Here is a 16311-nt window from a genome sequence, read left to right as displayed (position 1 = left end):
CTGATCGGGGCCGGCGGCGCCGTCACTACCCTGGCTGGCGATGGACACCAGGACCGGGCTGCCCGTCGTCGGCATGATCGGCGGCGGCCAGTTGGCCCGCATGACCCACCAGGCCGCGATCGCGCTCGGCCAGTCGCTACGCGTGCTGGCGGCCAGCCCGGACGACGGGGCGGCGCTGGTCGCCGCCGACACCATGATCGGCGCCCACACCGACCTCGACGCGCTGCTGGCCTTCGCCAAGGAGTGCGACGTGGTGACGTTCGACCATGAGCACGTGCCGGGCGACCACATCCGGGCGCTGGTGGCGGCCGGTGCGGTGGTCCGGCCCGGTGCCGACGCCCTGCTGCACGCCCAGGACAAGCGGGTGATGCGCGAGCGGCTGAGCGGTCTGGGCGTCCCGGTGCCGCGGTGGGCGCCGGTCCGGTCGGCCGACGACCTGGCGGAGTTCGGATCGCGCGTCGGCTGGCCGGTCGTGGTCAAGGCCGAGCGGGGCGGGTACGACGGGCGCGGCGTGTGGGTGGTCGGATCGCCCGCCGAGGCACCGTCCCGCACCGTCGCCTCACTCGGCGACAAACCGGCTGCTGTCAACCTCATCGTCGAGGAGAAGGTTCCGCTGGTCCGGGAGCTGGCCGCGGTGGTGGCCCGCTCGCCGTTCGGGCAGGTGGCCGTCTACCCGGTGGTGGAGACCGTGCAGGAGGACGGGATCTGCGTCGAGGTGATCGCGCCGGCGCCCGGGCTCAGCGACGAGCGGGCGGTGCGGGCGCAGAACCTCGCGATCCGGATCGCCACCGAACTCGACGTGGTCGGCCTGCTCGCCGTCGAGCTCTTCGACACCGGCGTCGACCTGCTCGTCAACGAACTGGCGATGCGGCCGCACAACTCGGCCCACTGGACCATCGAGGGCGCGCGCACCTCGCAGTTCGAGCAGCACCTGCGCGCGGTGCTCGACTATCCGATGGGCGACACGTCGCTCACCGCGCCGGTCGTCGTGATGGCGAACGTCCTCGGCGGCACCAACGGAAACCCGATGACGATCGACGAGCGGCTGCACCACATGTTCGCCGCCGAGCCGGGCGTGAAGGTGCACCTGTACGGCAAGCAGGTGCGCCCCGGCCGCAAGATCGGCCACGTCACCGCGCTGGGTGACGATCTTTCTTCGGTCCGGGCGAGTGCGGCTCGCGCCGCGAAGTGGTTGAGCGAGGGTTTCTCATGACGACCGTTGGCGTGATCATGGGCAGCGACTCGGACTGGCCGACGATGCAGGCCGCCGCCGAGGCGCTGGGCGAGTTCGACGTCCCCTACGAGGTGCGGGTGCTCTCCGCGCACCGCACGCCGCAGACGATGCTCGACTACGCCGGTTCCGCAGCCGGCCGCGGGCTGCGGGTGATCATCGCCGGCGCCGGGGGAGCGGCTCACCTGCCCGGTATGGTCGCGTCGGCAACGGCGTTGCCGGTGATCGGCGTCCCCGTGCCCTTGAAGTACCTCGACGGCATGGACTCGCTGCTGTCGATCGTGCAGATGCCGGCCGGGGTGCCGGTGGCCACGGTGTCGATCGGCGGTGCGCGCAACGCCGGCCTGCTGGCCGTCCGCATGCTCGCCGCCGCTGATCCGCACCTGCTCGCGAAGATGGAGCAGTTCCAGGCGTCGCTGCGCGACCTGGTCGCTCAGAAGGACGCCGCCCTGCAGAAGGCCGTCAACCCTTCTTGAGGCGAGCCACCTCGGCACCCGTCGGATCGAGCAGCACCAGGACGCCGTCGGCGAGCCCTGCCGCGGCCGTGCTGGTCAGCCACGCGGGGACCGGCGCGCCGTCACACGCGATCAGCGTGCTTGGCCCGGCCGTGGCCAGCATCGAACTGCCGGTGGCGGTCCACCGGCCGCCGTTGCCGTTGCAGCCGTCGGAGCCGGTCCAGGTGCGGTCGTCCTTGAACTCGACGTACGCCCGGCCACCGGCGGCCACCGGCACCCACCGGCCGACGATCTGTGTCGGCTCGACCCGGGTCAGCGTGGCCGGCACCTGCGGGGTCCGGGTGAGTTCGGCCCGGTCCTCGTCGGTGATCACCGGCGGTGCGGCCTCGGCCGGGTCGACGCCCGACCCGACCTTCGGCTTGCCGCCGGGAACGAGCCGGGCCAGCTGCTTGCCGTTCCGGTCGACCAGGATCTTGGTGTCGCCGACGGACTGGTAGCCGCTCGCGTCCCGCAGCCAGGACGGGTTCTCCACGGGCTGGCAGTTCTCGCCGCCACTGGTCAGCTCCCCGAGGAAGAGGTCCTGGGCGGCGGCCCAGGAACCGGTCAACGCGCCGCACGTCCGCCACAGCGACAGCTGCTTCTTCGGGGCGATGCGCAGCACCGTGCCGGCTTCCTCCCCGGCGTCGGCGACCGTCCACAGGCCGACCAGCGAGATCGGACCGGTGTCGGCCGGTGCCGCCGGGTCGACCGGAGCGTTGGGTCCGTCGCCGGCACAGCCGGCGAGCGCGAGTGCCAAGACCGTTGCGAGTGCAATCCGGACCTTCATATACATTCGGACGCGGCGCCGACCGGCCCGGTTCCCTCTTTTTCTCCAACCGCGACGGTCCGGATCTGATCGGCGCACCGGCCGGGTCGCGCTGGGACCCCGACACGGGCCGCAGGGGGTCACTCGTGCGGGGCGAATCAGCGCCTCGTAGGTTGGCTCGGTGCGATCGCTTGCCGCTCACCTTCGTGCCCTGAGCCAGGATCGGCTCACCGGCCTGGTTGCGCACCGTCGGGACGCGACTCTCGAACCTGCGCCGAAGACCGTCGACCAGCTCGCGGCGCGGTTGCTCCACCCGTCGTCGATTGCCGCCGCCTGTTCGCTGCTGACCCGGCCGCAGCTTCAGGTGGGCGAGGCCGCTGCCGCGGTGGGCGACGGCTGCACCGGGCCGCGGCTGGCGTCGCTGTTGCGCGTACCGGAGGATGACCCGAACCTGGCGGCGGCGCTGCAACGGCTCACCGAGCTGGTCCTGGTCTGGCCCCGCACCGACGCCCGCGCCGAAGGCTTCGCCGCAGCGCATCTGAGTGCGATCTGGCCCCAGCCGCTGGGCCTCGGGCCCGGTGCCGCCCAGCTGCTGCTCACCCGGAACATGAACGAGCTGCGCAAGCTCGCGAAGCGGTACGGGGTTCCCGGCACCGGCCGCGGCAAGGACGAGTTGATCGCCGACCTGGCAGCCTGGCTGGCCCGGCCGGAGAACGTCCGTTCGCTCGTGGCACCGGCCCCCGCCGACGTCCGTGCCCGACTCGCGGCGCTGGCCCGGCGTCATGCCTCCCCCTACGGCATGTACGCGATCATGTCCGGCGCGTCCGGTACCACGCTGCCGTGGGCCGCCGAGCGCGGGCTCGTGATCGGTTCCCCGTGGGGCGGCGAGCAGATGCCACGCGAGGTCGCCCTCGCGCTGCGGGACGGTGCCGCCGCCCCGTTCGACCCGTCGCCGCCGGCCGTGCCCACCACTCCGATCGAGCCGGCGGCCGCCGAGCGCGAGGCCGCCGCCGCAGCCACGGAAACCCTCGCCGCGGTCACCATGGTCGCCGACGCCGTCAGCGGTGGCCCGGTGCCGCTGCTCAAGACCGGCGGGCTCGGCGTACGCGAACTGCGCCGGATCGCGAAGTCGGCCGGGCAGGACGAGGACCGTACCCGACTGACCATCGAACTGCTCGCGGCGGACGGCCTCACCGGAGCGTCGGACGACGGCCTCAGCTTGTCCGCGGCATACGACGAGTTCGCCGCCACCGAACCCGCCGACCGACTGCTCGACCTCGTCGAGACCTGGCTGGCGATGCCCGCGTGCCCGCTCGCCCCACCCGACCCGACCGGCGTCTCCGTCCGTGCCCTCTACTGGGACGAGGAAGAGGAACTGCGCCTGACCGGTCTCCGCAGCCTGATCCTGCGCACTCTTGCCGACGCCGCGCCGGAAGGGCAGGCCGTCGAACCGGGCCGGCTCGCCGAGCGGCTGGCCTGGCAGAACCCGGTGCTGACCGACGAGGCCGACGAGGACCTGGAGCGGTACGTCACCGGCATCTGGCGTGAAGCCCACCGGCTGGGTCTGCTTGCCCACGGAACCGTCACCGGGCTCGGCCGCAGCCTGCTGACCGGTGACGCCGACGCGCCCCACCGGCACGCCGAGGCCATGCTGCCCCGGCCACGCAGCACGGTGCTGCTGCAGAACGACCTCACCGCCGTGGCGACCGGCACCCCCTCGGCCGACCTGCTCGCCCTGCTGACCAGCGCCGCCACCGCCGAGTCCCGCAGCGGCGCCTGGACCTGGCGATTCTCCCCGGCCAGCATCCGCGCCGCCCTCGACGCGGGCGCCACCGCCGCCGACCTGCACGCCCGGATCGCCGAGGCCGCCGAGGGCGGTCGGCTGCCCCAGACGCTCGCCTACCTCATCGACGACGTCGCCCGCCGCTACGGCCAGGTACAGGTGCGCCCGGCCGGCTGCTGCCTGTGCAGCGACGACGAAACCCTGCTCACCGAGATCCTGCACACCCGCTCGCTGCAGGCACTGCACCTGGTCCGGCTCGCTCCGACCGTCCTCGCGAGCGCGAAACCACCGGCCGAAACGCTGGCCGCCCTGCGCGCCGCCGGCCACGCACCGGCCGCGCTGCGCCTTGATGGCAGCCCGGCCATCGAGATCCCAACCCGCCGCCGCGCCGAGCCACGCACCGAACCGGACCGGGACGGCATGGCGGTACTGCCCCGCCTGAGCGACCCGGCCGACGTCGCACGGACCGTGCTCGCCAGCCGCCGATAGCGCTCAGCCGAGCAGTTGCCGCGCCATCACCACGCGCTGGACCTGGTTGGTGCCCTCGTAGATCTGGGTGATCTTGGCATCCCGCATCATGCGCTCGAGGGGGAAGTCGCGCGTGTAGCCGTAGCCGCCGAGGAGCTGCACGGCGTCGGTGGTGATCTTCATGGCTGCGTCGGACGCGAAGCACTTGGCGGCGGCGCCGAAGTAGGTCAGGTCGGGATCGTTGCGTTCGCTCTTCGCCGCCGCGACGTAGGTGAGCTGGCGGGCCGCGTCGAGTTGCATGGCCATGTCGGCGAGCATGAACTGCAGGCCCTGGAAGTCGGCGATCCGCCGGCCGAACTGCTTGCGCTCCTGCATGTAGCTCGTCGCGTAGTCGAGCGCGCCCTGTGCGATGCCCACCGCCTGCGCCGCGATCGTGACGCGGGTGTGGTCGAGCGTGCGCATCGCGGTGCCGAAACCGGTGCCGGGTGCGCCGATCATGCGGTCGGCGGGCAGGCGGACGTTGTCGAGGTAGACCTCGCGCGTCGGCGAGCCCTTGATGCCCAGCTTCTTCTCCGGCGCGCCGAAGCTGACCCCGGGGTCGCCCTTCTCGACCACGAACGCCGAGATGCCCTTCGAACGGGCGTCCGGCTCGGTGACGGCGAACACCGTGTAGTACTCCGACACCCCGGCGTTGGTGATCCACCGCTTGACGCCGTTGAGCAGCCAGCCGTCGCCGTCGGGAACCGCGCGCGTCTTCATCGAGACGGCGTCGCTGCCGGCCTCGGGCTCCGACAGGCAGTACGAGAACATCGCGTCACCGGCGGCGAGCGGGGTGAGGTAGCGGCGCTTGAGGTCGTCGGTGCCGGCCAGGAGCAGCGGCAGGGACCCCAGCTTGTTGACCGCGGGAATGAGCGACGACGACGCGCACGCCCGGGCCACCTCCTCGATCACGATCGCGGTGGCCAGCGCGTCGGCTCCGACCCCGCCGTACTCCTCGGGGACGTGCGGGGCGTGGAAGTCGCCGGCCCGCAGGGCGTCGTAGGAGGCCTGCGGAAACTCGGCCAGTTCGTCGGCGGCGGCGGCGTTGGGCGCCACCTTCCCGGTGCACAGCTCCCGCACCGCGTCACGCAGCTCCCGATGCTCCTCGGGCAGTTCGTAGACGTTGAACACGCGTTAAGGATACTCGCCAGTAACCGGATCGCGGAGGCCGACCGGATGATGTGGAGCTATCCTCGACGCTTCGTCGCTCCCTCCGAACGGACGAAAGTGAGCAGCGTGACGATCCAGTACATGACGCCGGGCGCCACGTTGGCGGTGCCGTCCGGCGCGGCGCGGCCCCGGCTGACCTTCCTCGGCACCGGCTACCTCGGTGCCACGTACGCGGTCTGCTTCGCCGAACTCGGGTACGAGGTGCTCGGCTACGACGTCGATGCGCCCAAGATCGCCAAGCTCACCGGCGGCGAGGTGCCGTTCCACGAGCCCGGCCTCGACGAGATGCTGCGCAAGAACCTGGCGGCCGGCCGGCTGAAGTTCACCACCTCGATCGAGGAGGCCGCGGCCTTCGGCGACATCCACTTCATCTGCGTCGGCACCCCGCAGCGCGCCGACAGCATGGCCGCCGACCTCTCCCACGTCGAAGACGTGGTCGTGCGGCTGGCGCCGCACCTGCACCGCAAGGCGCTGATCGCGGGCAAGTCGACGGTGCCCGTCGGCACCGCGGAGTGGGTCGAGCAACTGGTGCGCCGGCACGCGCCGGCGGGGTCGCACGTCGAGGTCGCCTGGAGCCCCGAGTTCCTCCAGGAGGGGCACGCGGTCGAAGACGTGCTGCGCCCGAACCGGGTCATCTTCGGCGTCCGCAGCGAGTGGGCCAACGACATGCTGTTCGCCGCGCACAAGGGCGTCTTCGACCTCGCCACCACCGAAGACCGCGAGGTGCCGGTGGTGATCACCAACTTCGCCACCGCCGAACTCGTGAAGGTGGCCGCGAACGCGTTCCTCGCCACCAAGATCTCGTTCATCAACGCGATGGCGGAGATCTGCGAACCGGCCGGCGCCGACGTCACGCAACTCGCCCGCGCGATCGGCTACGACGCCCGCATCGGCAACCGGTTCCTGCGCGCGGGCGTCGGCTTCGGCGGCGGTTGCCTGCCCAAGGACATCCGCGCGTTCCAGGCCCGGGCCCAGGAACTCGGCGTCGGTGAGGCGCTGCGGTTCCTGCACGAGGTCGACCTCATCAACCAGCGGCGGCGGCAGTGGGTGGTGCAGCTCGCGGCCGAACTGCTCGGCCGGCCCTTCGGCCCGGCCGGTCCCGACCTCAGCGGCGTGAAGGTCGCGGTGCTCGGCGCCACGTTCAAACCCAATTCGGACGACGTGCGCGACTCGCCGGCGCTGTCGGTGGTGCGCAAGCTCAGCCGCAGCGGTGCCGAGGTGTCGGTGTACGACCCGGAGGGCATGGAGAACGCCCGCCGCGAGGTGCCCGACGCCACCTACGCCCGCTCGGTGGTGGAGGCGGTCACCGGCGCCGACCTGGTGTGCGTCCTCACCGAGTGGGAAGAGTTCCGCACCGCCGATCCGGTGGTTCTGGCCGACCTCGTCGCCGGCAAGGTCGTGATCGACGGGCGCAACTGCCTCGATCCGGTGCTGTGGCGGCGCGCCGGCTGGGAGTACCGGGGAATGGGTCGGTAGGGCTGTTCATGTGCGGCCGATCCGTTCATCCGGGTGGGCTCGCCGGCCTATCCCGAAAGGGTGAAATGCGTACCGACGCATTTCAATAAGTGCTGTTGCCGGAGATTTAGGAAAAGGTTACGGGTACCTAATAGATCGGTTTCCTGGATTCGTTTAGGCGCCGTTTTCTATGTTTCCGGCGTGACTCCCGAAAAACCCACCGACGACGATGAAACCCGTCCGCTCGAACTGCCGGACGAATCCGCTCCGGTATTCGTGGATTCCACCGGCCGTCGGGGCCGGCGAATCCGCTTCGCCTTCTACGGCATCGGTGGGTTGAGCCTCACCTACGCCGGAATGGTGGCGATGAGTCTCGCCGGTGGACCGCTCAACCCCGAGACGCTGCTGCCGTTCCCCGATCTGCTGATCAACCGCCCCGCGGCGGAGTCGACGCCCGAACCGGCGCAGCCGGTACCGACCGGCACCGACCGGCCGGGTGACGGGCGCCGCCCCGGCCAGGGTGGCGGGGCATCACCGGGGCAGCCGGGCCAGGCCGGGCAGTCCGGCGTACCGGCGGTCGGCCCGCCCGGGCCCGCCGTTCCCGAGGGGACCGTCGCCCCGTCGGCCGCGCCGTCGCAGCCACCGGCCTCGCAACCGCCGTCGACAGCGCCGTCGGCGAACCCGGCGCCGAGCGAGGTCCCGCCGCCCGGCGGAGGCGCCGGCGGGGGTGGCACTGGCGGGGGCGGCACGGGCGGAGGCAGCACCGGCGGAGGCGGAACGGGCGGTGGCGGAACGACCGCGCCGATCGGACCCGTGCCGGAGGGCACCGGCGTGGGGACCGGAGGCACCACCACGACCGGCACTCAGACCGGATCCGGCACCGGCGGCACCGGCGCCGGGACGGGAACCGGCGGGTCCGGAACGGGCGCCGGCACCGGAAGCACGGGCACCGGAAGCTCAGGCACCGGAACCGGCACCGGAAGCACGGGCACCGGCTCCGGCGCGGGCACCGGCTCCGGCTCATCCACGCCGGTCAGTCAGCCGGCACCAGCGCCCGTCGAACCTGCGGCGCCGCCCGCGCAGGTGGCCGCGGCGCCGGCCAACAAGTGGGCCGAGTCGGTCACCGTGCCCGGCCGGCGCGTCCGGGGCCGGGAGTGACCGCTCCGCCGGGCCGGTCGCGGTTCGGGATCGGCCGCTGGGTGGTCGCTACCGTGCTCGTGTTGATGTTCGCCAGCGTCCTCATGGTCGAGGCGTACGTGAACGCCGAGTTCGCGCCCGACTCCGCGCAGACGACCGGCGGCGCCGGCTCGATTCCGGAGTCGGTGCAGAACGGTGGCCCGATCATCGACACCACCAACGGTGGGGCGCGCTCGTTCGGGCTGCCGAAGAAGACGATCGCGCTCACGTTCGACGACGGGCCCGACCCGCGGTGGACCCCGGCGATCGACGCCGTGCTGCGCAAGCACCACGTGCCGGGCACGTTTTTCGTGGTGGGCACCCAGGTGGCCCGGCACCCCGACATCGTGCGTGACCTCGTGAACGCCGGCGACGAGATCGGCATCCACAGCTTCACCCACCCGCAGATGGTCAAGCTGCCGAAGTGGCGGCAGGAGATCGAGTACTCGCACACCCAGATGGCGATCGTGAACGCCACCGGGCGCAAGTCGAACCTGCTGCGGTTCCCGTACTCGTCGACGGTCGCCGCGATCGACGACGACAACTGGAAGCTGATGCGGGACGCCGGCCGGCTCGGCTACCTCACGATCCTCACCGAGTCCGACTCGAAGGACTGGGACAAGCCCGGCGTCGACAAGATCCTCGACAATGCCACACCGAAGGACGACACCGGCACCATCTCGCTGTGGCACGACGCGGGCGGTGACCGGTCGCAGACGGTTGCGGCGCTCGACCGGTTCATTCCGCTGATGAAGGAGCGGGGATTCGAGTTCGTCACCGTCTCCGAGGGGCTGCGCCGCACCCTCGCCGAACGTGACCCCGCTGCGTCCGTCACCGGAAATCCGCCCGCGACCAAGGCCGACCGGCAGCGCGGCCTCGCGCTGACGGCGGCCATCGCCATCGCCGACCGCACCGTCGACGGCCTGGCGGTGCTGTTCCTGATCGTCGGTGTGCTGACCGTGATCCGGACGCTGGCGCTGTTCATCCTCGCCGCCCGGCACGCCCGCAAGCGGCGCAGCGCGGCCTGGACCTGGGGCGAAAGGGTGACCGACCCGGTGTCGGTGATCGTGCCCGCCTACAACGAGAAGGAGGGCATCGAGGCGGCCGTGCAGTCGCTCGCCGACGGCGACCACGTGGGCGGCATCGAGGTGGTCGTCGTCGACGACGGTTCGAGCGACAACACCGCCGACCTGGTCCGGGCCATGCGGCTGCCGAACGTGCGGGTGGTGCAGATCCCCAACGGCGGCAAGCCGAACGCGCTGAACACGGGCGTCGCGATGGCCAGCCACGACCTGATCGTGATGGTCGACGGCGACACCGTGTTCGAGAAGGAGTCGCTCGGCCGCCTGGTGCAGCCGTTCGCCGATCCGCGCGTCGGCGCGGTCGCCGGCAACGTGAAGGTCGGCAACCGGAACAGCCTGGTGGCGCGCTGGCAGCACATCGAGTACGTGATCGGGTTCAACCTCGACCGTCGCCTCTACGACGTCCTCCGGTGCATGCCCACGATCCCGGGCGCGATCGGCGCGTTCCGCCGCGAGGCGCTACGGCAGGCCGGCGGCATGAGCCACGACACGCTCGCCGAGGACACCGACGTCACCATGGCGCTGTGCCGCGCGGGCTGGCACGTCGTCTACGAGGAGCGGGCCCGGGCGTGGACCGAGGCGCCGGCCACGCTCAAGCAACTGTGGACCCAGCGGTACCGCTGGAGCTACGGCACCATGCAGGCGATGTGGAAGCACCGCCGGTCGCTGTTCGAGCGCGGGCCGTCGGGCCGGTTCGGCCGGCTGGGGCTGCCGCTGGTGGCGCTGTTCGGGGTGGCGTTGCCGCTGCTGGCGCCGATCATCGACCTGCTCACCATCTACGGCCTGGTGTTCCTCGACCGCACGGAGACCCTGATCGCCTGGGTGGCCATGCTCGGCCTGCAGTTCATCACCGCGGCGGTGGCGTTCCGCCTGGACAAGGAGAAGATCACACCGCTCTGGACGCTGCCGCTGCAGCAGTTCGCCTACCGGCAGCTGATGTACCTGGTGCTGATCCAGAGCGGGCTCACCGCGCTCACCGGCGCCCGGCTGCGCTGGCACAAGCTCCGCCGGGCTGGCACGGCGGGCGCCGCCGCGCCGGCCGGCGTCGCGGGGGTCCAGGCAGTCGGGCCGGTTCCGGTGGTGGATCCGGTAAAACCTCTGGGACGCGATGAGCTGGTCCGCCCGCGCGGCGTCGCCAGCGTGCCACCGAACCCGTATCTCGACACGCCGGCACAACGCGATCAAGACTTCCTTCAGGCGTCGAAACACGGCATTCTTCCTTAGAGGGGTGGGCGTGCGGTAGTCGCACGGACACGGGAGGGAGCCGCGTGGAGCCGTACCCGTGTCCGTACTGTTCCGAAGCCGTTCCCGGCGGCGCGACCGAATGCCCCCACTGCGGGGAGGAGCTCGCGCCGCCGTCGGATGAACGCGAGCGGCCCGAGACCGACCTGCCGGCCGCCGGCTTCCGTCCCGGCACTCCACCCCGCCGGTCCGGAGCAGCCGCGGAGGAGACCCCCGCCTGGGACGACGACGGCGCGGTCTGGGAAGGCGGCCCGGCCCGGGAAAGCGGCCCGGCCCGGGAAAGCGGCCCGGCCCGGGAAGGCAGCGCGGCCTGGGAAGGCAGCGCGGCCCGGGAGAGCACGGCGCGCGAAAGCGCGGCACGGGAAAGTGCTGCCCGGGGGTCGCGGGCCCGCGCCGGCGGTCCCGGCGGCACCCCGCTGCCAGACGGAACATTCTCGCCGCGCCGGCCGGGTGCCCCCGGAACGCCGGGTGGCCCGGGCGGAACAGCGCGGCGCCGGCCGGGCCGGGCGACCGGCCCCGGTGGCGGCCCGAGCGGCGGTCCCGGCGGTGGGCCGGGTCGCGCCGGAGCCGGCCAGACCGGCGGCGGACCGACCGCTCGCCCCGGCCGGTTCGAACCACCCGGCCGCTTCGCCCGCTTCGCCCGACTCAGCCGGCTACGGGCCGGCTTCGGCGGCAACCGCTCCGACGACGATTTCGACGAACCCGGTCTGCCGCCCGGGTCCAGCCGCGTGGCACCGCTCGACGAGGACCGGCCCCGCGCGCCGCGCGGCCGGCTCGTCGGCGTCGAGACCAGCTCCGGCGCCAACCAGACGGTCCTGTTCACGCTCGGCGGGCTGCTGCTCGCCGCCGCCGTGGTGGTGATGACGTTCTCGTTCACCGGCCTCGGCGCCGTCGGGCGGATGGCCGTTCTCGGGCTGATCACGCTCGTTCTGCTCGTGCTGCCGGTGATCCTCGCCGGCCGGCAACTGATCGCCACCGCCGAGACGCTCGCCGCGGTCGCCCTGCTCATGGTGCTGGTCGACGGGTATGTCGCGTACACCGAGGGCCTGTTCGGCGACGCCGACGTGCCCCCGCAGATCTACATCGCGATCGTGTGCATGCTCACCGCCGCGATCTGCCTCGGGTACCAGTACCTGACGCACCTGCTGGCCCCCCGGTACGCCGCGCTGCTCGTGCTGCAGCCGGTGATCCCGCTGCTCGCGTACCCGTTCGTCACCGACCCGACCGGCTGGGCGCTCGCGCTCGTCGGCGTCGCGGTGATGAACCTCGGCTTCGGGCTCGGCGTGTCGGCCGACCGGCCGCTGTTCGGGCTGGTGGTGCTGCCCGGCGAGGGGCGCTGGGCGGCGTTCCTCCGCGACGCCACCTGGGTGCTGTTCGCGCTGGCCTACGGTGCCGCGATCGCCTTCGCCGCCACCGCACTCGTCGACGCCGAGGGCGTGCCACAGGTGGTGCGGGCCGCCGGCGTGCTGGTGCTGGCCGCGGCCGTCGGGGTGGCCGGTGCCCTGCAGCAGCGGCGGCAGCCGATCGGCGACCTGACCGGCGGCCTCGCCGTCCTCGCCGTGGTCGCCGCCGCGGCCCGGGTCGCCACGGTGTCCGTCCCCGGATATGCCCTGGTGGTGACGGCGGCGGCCGTGGCGCTCGCCGCTGCGCTCGTCCCCGTGTTGCCGGACCGCGCACGCCGCGGCCCGGCGGTCGCCGGTGGCCTGGCCGGCGCCATCACCGTGCTGTTCTGGCTCTGGGCGGCCATGCCGGCGATCGGCGCGCCGATCCGCGCCGCCTCGCCCTACTGGGACACCGAGCTCGCCACCTACGAACAGCGCGTGTCGACGCTGTCCGAGGGCGCCACCTGGCAACTGCTGGTAGCGGCGATGCTGCTCACGGTGGCCGCCGCGCTGCTGTTCCCGGTCGAGTACCGCATCGACGCCATCGTGATCGGCGGCGGGCTCACGGCGCTGACCGCACCCGCGGCCCTCGGCCTGAACTGGGTGATGACGCCCGCGGTCGCGGTGGCCGCCGCGATCGTGGCCGGCGTTGCCGCCCCCCGCGTCGGGCAGGTCCAGCGCGCCAGGGCACGGCCGGCCCACGTCGACCCGCCCGGGCCCTCGATCGATCCGTTGACCGGCCGGGTGTCCGTCGACCCGACCCGGCCCGGCCAGCGCAACGCCGGATGGGGCCAACCCCGCCCGACCACGAACCTGGTCTCCGACCGCTACGGCGCCACCGCCGACAACGCCGACCCGCTCGTCCGTACCGCGTGGATCTGCCTCGGCGCGGCACTCGTCGTCGGCGCCTGGGCGGCCGCCGCCAGCCTCACCCGGCCGGCCGCGACCGCGCTGACGCTCGCCGCGATCACGATCGCCGGGTTCGCGGTGGCGGTCGGCCGGCGGGCCGCGGTGACCGACCCCCGCGCCGAGATGGTGGCCCGGATCGCGTCCGACGCCGCGGCCGGCGGCGCGGTGTTCGCGTTCCCCGGCGCGGTGGCCGCGCTGACCGCGACGTTCGTCGTCGGACGGGCCTCCGATCAGGCGTTCGCCGCGACGGCGGTGCTGGTCGTCACGTACCTCGCGCTGTCCGTGGTGCTCGCCTACGCGGCCCTCGTGCAGGTAGTGCAGCGACGGGCGATCCCGCCGGTCGTGTCCGGTGCCATCGGCGCGGCCGGCGTGGTCACGATCGCGACGCTGATGGTCGACGAGGCCACCTCGATCGACATCGTCGTGACCCTGCTGCTGCTCGGCAGCGCGGTGCTGCTCTGGCTCGCGCCGAGCATGGACGACCGCGACCTCTTCGGCCAGCGGCTCGACGGCTCCGACCTGGCCGCCGCCGCGGTCACCATCGCCGGCACCGCCGCGCTCGCCCGGGCCGCCGCGCTGCTGGTCGAGGGCAGCGAACTCGTGCTGGTGGCCGCGCTGGTGCTGGTCGTCGCGCTGGGTACCCGGCTGCTGCGCGAGGAGCGCTGGCGGCGCGGACCGGTGGCCGGCGCCGCCGCCGTCGGCGGCATCGTGGCGGCGCTCGCCGGGTGGGGCGCGCTCGGCGCGGCGGTCGGCGTGATCCAGGCCGCCAGCCCGCTGTGGAAGGCCGACCTCGGCCAGCAGTGGTCGCAGACCGCCAGCGAGTACGCCGTCTTCGGGACGCAGGTGCCGATCACCCTGTTCCTGCTGGCCGCCGCCGCGGCGGTCGCGATGCCCAAGCCCGTCGGCGACGACGTGGCGGCCGTGCTCGCCGGGCTGGCCGCGGTGTCCGTGCCGGTGGCGTTCCAGCTCGGCTGGGCGGCGCCGTTGGTGATCGGGCTGCTGGCCACGATGGCGTTCGGCCTGGCCGCCGTGATCGCGTGGAATCCGCGCACCGGGTTCACCCGGCTGGGCGTCGGCGCGGCGATCGGGATCCACACGTCCGCCGCCAGCCTCTGCGAACCCAGTGCCACGGCCGGCACGCTGCTCGGCATGCTGACCGTCGGCGTCATCGTGGCGCTCGCGGGCTGGCTGGTCGACCAGAGCCGGGCCGACCAGGAAGTCGAAGGCGCGGCGGGTTTCGGACGCGCGCACCTGCCGGTGGTCGGCGGCTCGGCCGTCGCGAGCGCGCTGCTCGCCGGATCGGGCGCGTGCGCGGCGTTCTCGGCGACGCTGACCCACGACGTCGACGTGCCGGTCACCGGCGCGCTCGCCGGCGCCGCGGTGGGCCTGGCCGTCGCCGGGTTCCTCTGCCGGTACGTCCCGATGTACCTGCCGTACGTCACCGTTGGGGTGGCCGCCTCGGCGACCGTCGCCGCGCTGACGTCGCTGGCCACCGACCTGCCGGCGGCGATCTACGCCGCCGCGGCCGCGCTCATCGGCGTGATCGCCGAGCTGCTGCGGGTCCGCTCCGAGCGCCCGACGTCGGAATGGGCGCCGACCACCGGTTGGCGGCCCGACCGCACCCGGACCCCGCTGCCTAGCTGGCGCATCGCGCGCCGGCCGGGTGGCTTCGGCTCGGGCGTGATGGCCGCCAGCGCCGTGCCGGCCGGGGTGGCGCTCGTGGTGATCGCGCCCGCCGTCGCCGCCGCGCTGCTCGGCCCGTACCAGTGGATCGACGACCCGTGGTCCGGCACCGCCGAGACCGCGGCGAACCTCGGCTGGTTCGAGCGGTGGACCGGCAACCCGGGCGACGTGCTCGCCGCCGCCACGCTGACGCTCGCCGCCGCCCTCGCCGCGGTGGGGCTGGGCGGCAGCCGGCGGACCATCATCGACCGGGCCGTCGCCGTGGTGATCCCGGGCGTGGCGGTGACGCTGCTGATCATCCCGGCCGCACTCGACGTGCCGTGGCCGGTGTACAACACGATCACCCTGGTCGTGGCCGTGCTGGCTGGGCTCGGCCTGGCACTCACGCCGCCACCACCGGCCTCCGCCGAGTCGAACTCGCTGCGGCTGGCCCGTCGCGCCATCTTCGTGATCGGCCTGGCCGCGGCCGGCGCCGGGTTCACCGGCAGCCTCGCCACCCCGTCGACGACCGTGAGCACGTTCGCCGGCACGGTGTTCTTCGGTGTGATCGGCGCCGTCTGGGGCCGTACCGGATTCGCCCGGTTGTTCGCGTGGCAGTTCGCCGCCGGGTCCCTGATCGGGCTTGGCATCGCGGGCGGCCTGGCCGCCCACCTGCCGGCCCGGACCACCGCGGTGGCCGTGCTGGCGGCCGGTGCGCTTCTCCTCGGGATGTCGGCCGCGCTGCCCCGGCTGCGCCGTAACGACCCCGAACGGGTGGCCAGCCTGGAGAGCGAGCAGTCGCTGCTGGAGGCGTTCGGCTACCTCGCGCTGGTGGTGGCGATCGCCCTCACCACGGGTTTCCCGGAGTACACGGCCGTGGCGTGCATGGCCACCGGCACCCTGCTCGGCGTGGCCGCCATCCGGCAGGGCCGGTCCGACCAGTACCGCTCCACGCTGATCGTGGCCGCGACCGTCATCGAGGTGGTGGCAATCTGGATGCTGCTGCGCGATGCGCAGATCGGCATCCCCGAGGCGTACACGCTGCCGTTCGCGGTGCTGGCGCTGGTGATCGGCCTGGTCGAACTGCGCCGGCGGCCGGAACTCGGTAGCTGGCTGGCCTACGGCCCGGCCCTGGTGGCCGCGTTCGCCCCGACGCTGACGATCGTGCTGGTCACCGACGCGAGCCCGATCCGCCGGGTGCTCCTGCTGGTCGCGGCCGTGCTGACGGTGGCCATCGGGTCGGTGCGCAGGCACAAGGCCCCGGTGACGATCGGAGCGGTGGTCACCGTTCTGGCGGCGGCCAACGAACTCGTGGTGGTCGGGCGGTACCTGCCGCTGTGGATCCTGCTTCTGCTGTTCACCCTGACCGGCGGACTGCTCATCAGCCTGGGCGCGACGTACGAACGCCGAACGCGCCGCTTCCGCGGCGCGTTCGGCACCTTCCGCTGACCG

Annotated in this window: 9 protein-coding genes; 7 read left to right on the top strand and 2 right to left on the bottom strand. The window is 73.1% G+C overall.

Annotated elements, in window-relative coordinates; translation table 11 throughout:
* Positions 1-40: 40 nt before the first annotated feature.
* Both Vau01_RS02795 and purE read left to right on the top strand, forming a co-directional pair.
* Positions 41-1213, top strand: coding sequence for a 5-(carboxyamino)imidazole ribonucleotide synthase (locus Vau01_RS02795; RefSeq protein WP_203986763.1), 1173 nt, complete (start codon positions 41-43; stop codon positions 1211-1213).
* Positions 1210-1707, top strand: a complete 498-nt coding sequence (gene purE / locus Vau01_RS02790; protein ID WP_203986761.1) for a 5-(carboxyamino)imidazole ribonucleotide mutase — start codon at positions 1210-1212, stop codon at positions 1705-1707. Before Vau01_RS02795 ends, purE begins: the two co-directional genes overlap by 4 nt.
* On the opposite strand, the gene Vau01_RS02785 is transcribed toward purE, so the two are convergent.
* A complete protein-coding gene (locus tag Vau01_RS02785; protein ID WP_203986758.1) occupies positions 1694-2482 on the bottom strand; it encodes an META domain-containing protein in 789 nt (262 codons plus the stop codon). The two genes, purE and Vau01_RS02785, sit on opposite strands and share 14 nt — an antisense overlap.
* Positions 2483-2672: 190 nt before the next feature.
* Between Vau01_RS02785 and Vau01_RS02780 the strand changes: the two genes are divergently transcribed.
* Positions 2673-4763 (top strand): helicase-associated domain-containing protein, encoded by a 2091-nt coding sequence (locus tag Vau01_RS02780; RefSeq protein WP_203986756.1) that lies wholly within the window; start codon positions 2673-2675, stop codon positions 4761-4763.
* 3 nt (positions 4764-4766) lie between these two features.
* Here the strand turns inward: Vau01_RS02780 and Vau01_RS02775 are convergent, their stop codons facing one another.
* Positions 4767-5912: an acyl-CoA dehydrogenase family protein gene (locus Vau01_RS02775; RefSeq protein ID WP_203986755.1), complete on the bottom strand. Its 1146-nt coding sequence runs from the start codon at positions 5910-5912 to the stop codon at positions 4767-4769.
* Between the two features lie 120 nt (positions 5913-6032).
* Here Vau01_RS02775 and Vau01_RS02770 point away from each other — a divergent pair, with 120 nt between their 5' ends.
* From Vau01_RS02770 to Vau01_RS02755, 4 genes are all read left to right on the top strand, one after another.
* The gene (locus Vau01_RS02770) at positions 6033-7427 is read left to right on the top strand and encodes a UDP-glucose dehydrogenase family protein (protein ID WP_203986980.1); all 1395 of its coding nucleotides are present in this window, start codon (positions 6033-6035) and stop codon (positions 7425-7427) included.
* Positions 7428-7607: 180 nt separating this feature from the next.
* Positions 7608-8564, top strand: coding sequence for a hypothetical protein (locus tag Vau01_RS02765; RefSeq protein WP_203986753.1), 957 nt, complete (start codon positions 7608-7610; stop codon positions 8562-8564).
* Positions 8561-10888 (top strand): bifunctional polysaccharide deacetylase/glycosyltransferase family 2 protein, encoded by a 2328-nt coding sequence (locus Vau01_RS02760; RefSeq protein WP_239151254.1) that lies wholly within the window; start codon positions 8561-8563, stop codon positions 10886-10888. Before Vau01_RS02765 ends, Vau01_RS02760 begins: the two co-directional genes overlap by 4 nt.
* 44 nt (positions 10889-10932) lie before the next feature.
* Entirely contained in the window at positions 10933-16308 is a 5376-nt protein-coding gene (locus Vau01_RS02755) for an SCO7613 C-terminal domain-containing membrane protein (protein WP_203986751.1), read from the top strand.
* The last annotated feature ends 3 nt before the right edge of the window (positions 16309-16311 follow it).

This window comes from Virgisporangium aurantiacum (assembly GCF_016863635.1).
In the GTDB taxonomy this organism is placed as follows: Bacteria; Actinomycetota; Actinomycetes; order Mycobacteriales; family Micromonosporaceae; genus Virgisporangium; species Virgisporangium aurantiacum.
This window is presented reverse-complemented; position numbering and strand designations above follow the sequence as displayed.

Excerpts from the sequence above, each read along its gene's own strand:
- Vau01_RS02795 (WP_203986763.1), top strand. The coding sequence starts at position 41 with ATGGACACCAGGACCGGGCTGCCCGTCGTCGGCATGATCGGCGGCGGC.
- purE (WP_203986761.1), top strand. The coding sequence starts at position 1,210 with ATGACGACCGTTGGCGTGATCATGGGCAGCGACTCGGACTGGCCGACG.
- Vau01_RS02770 (WP_203986980.1), top strand. The coding sequence starts at position 6,033 with ATGACGCCGGGCGCCACGTTGGCGGTGCCGTCCGGCGCGGCGCGGCCC.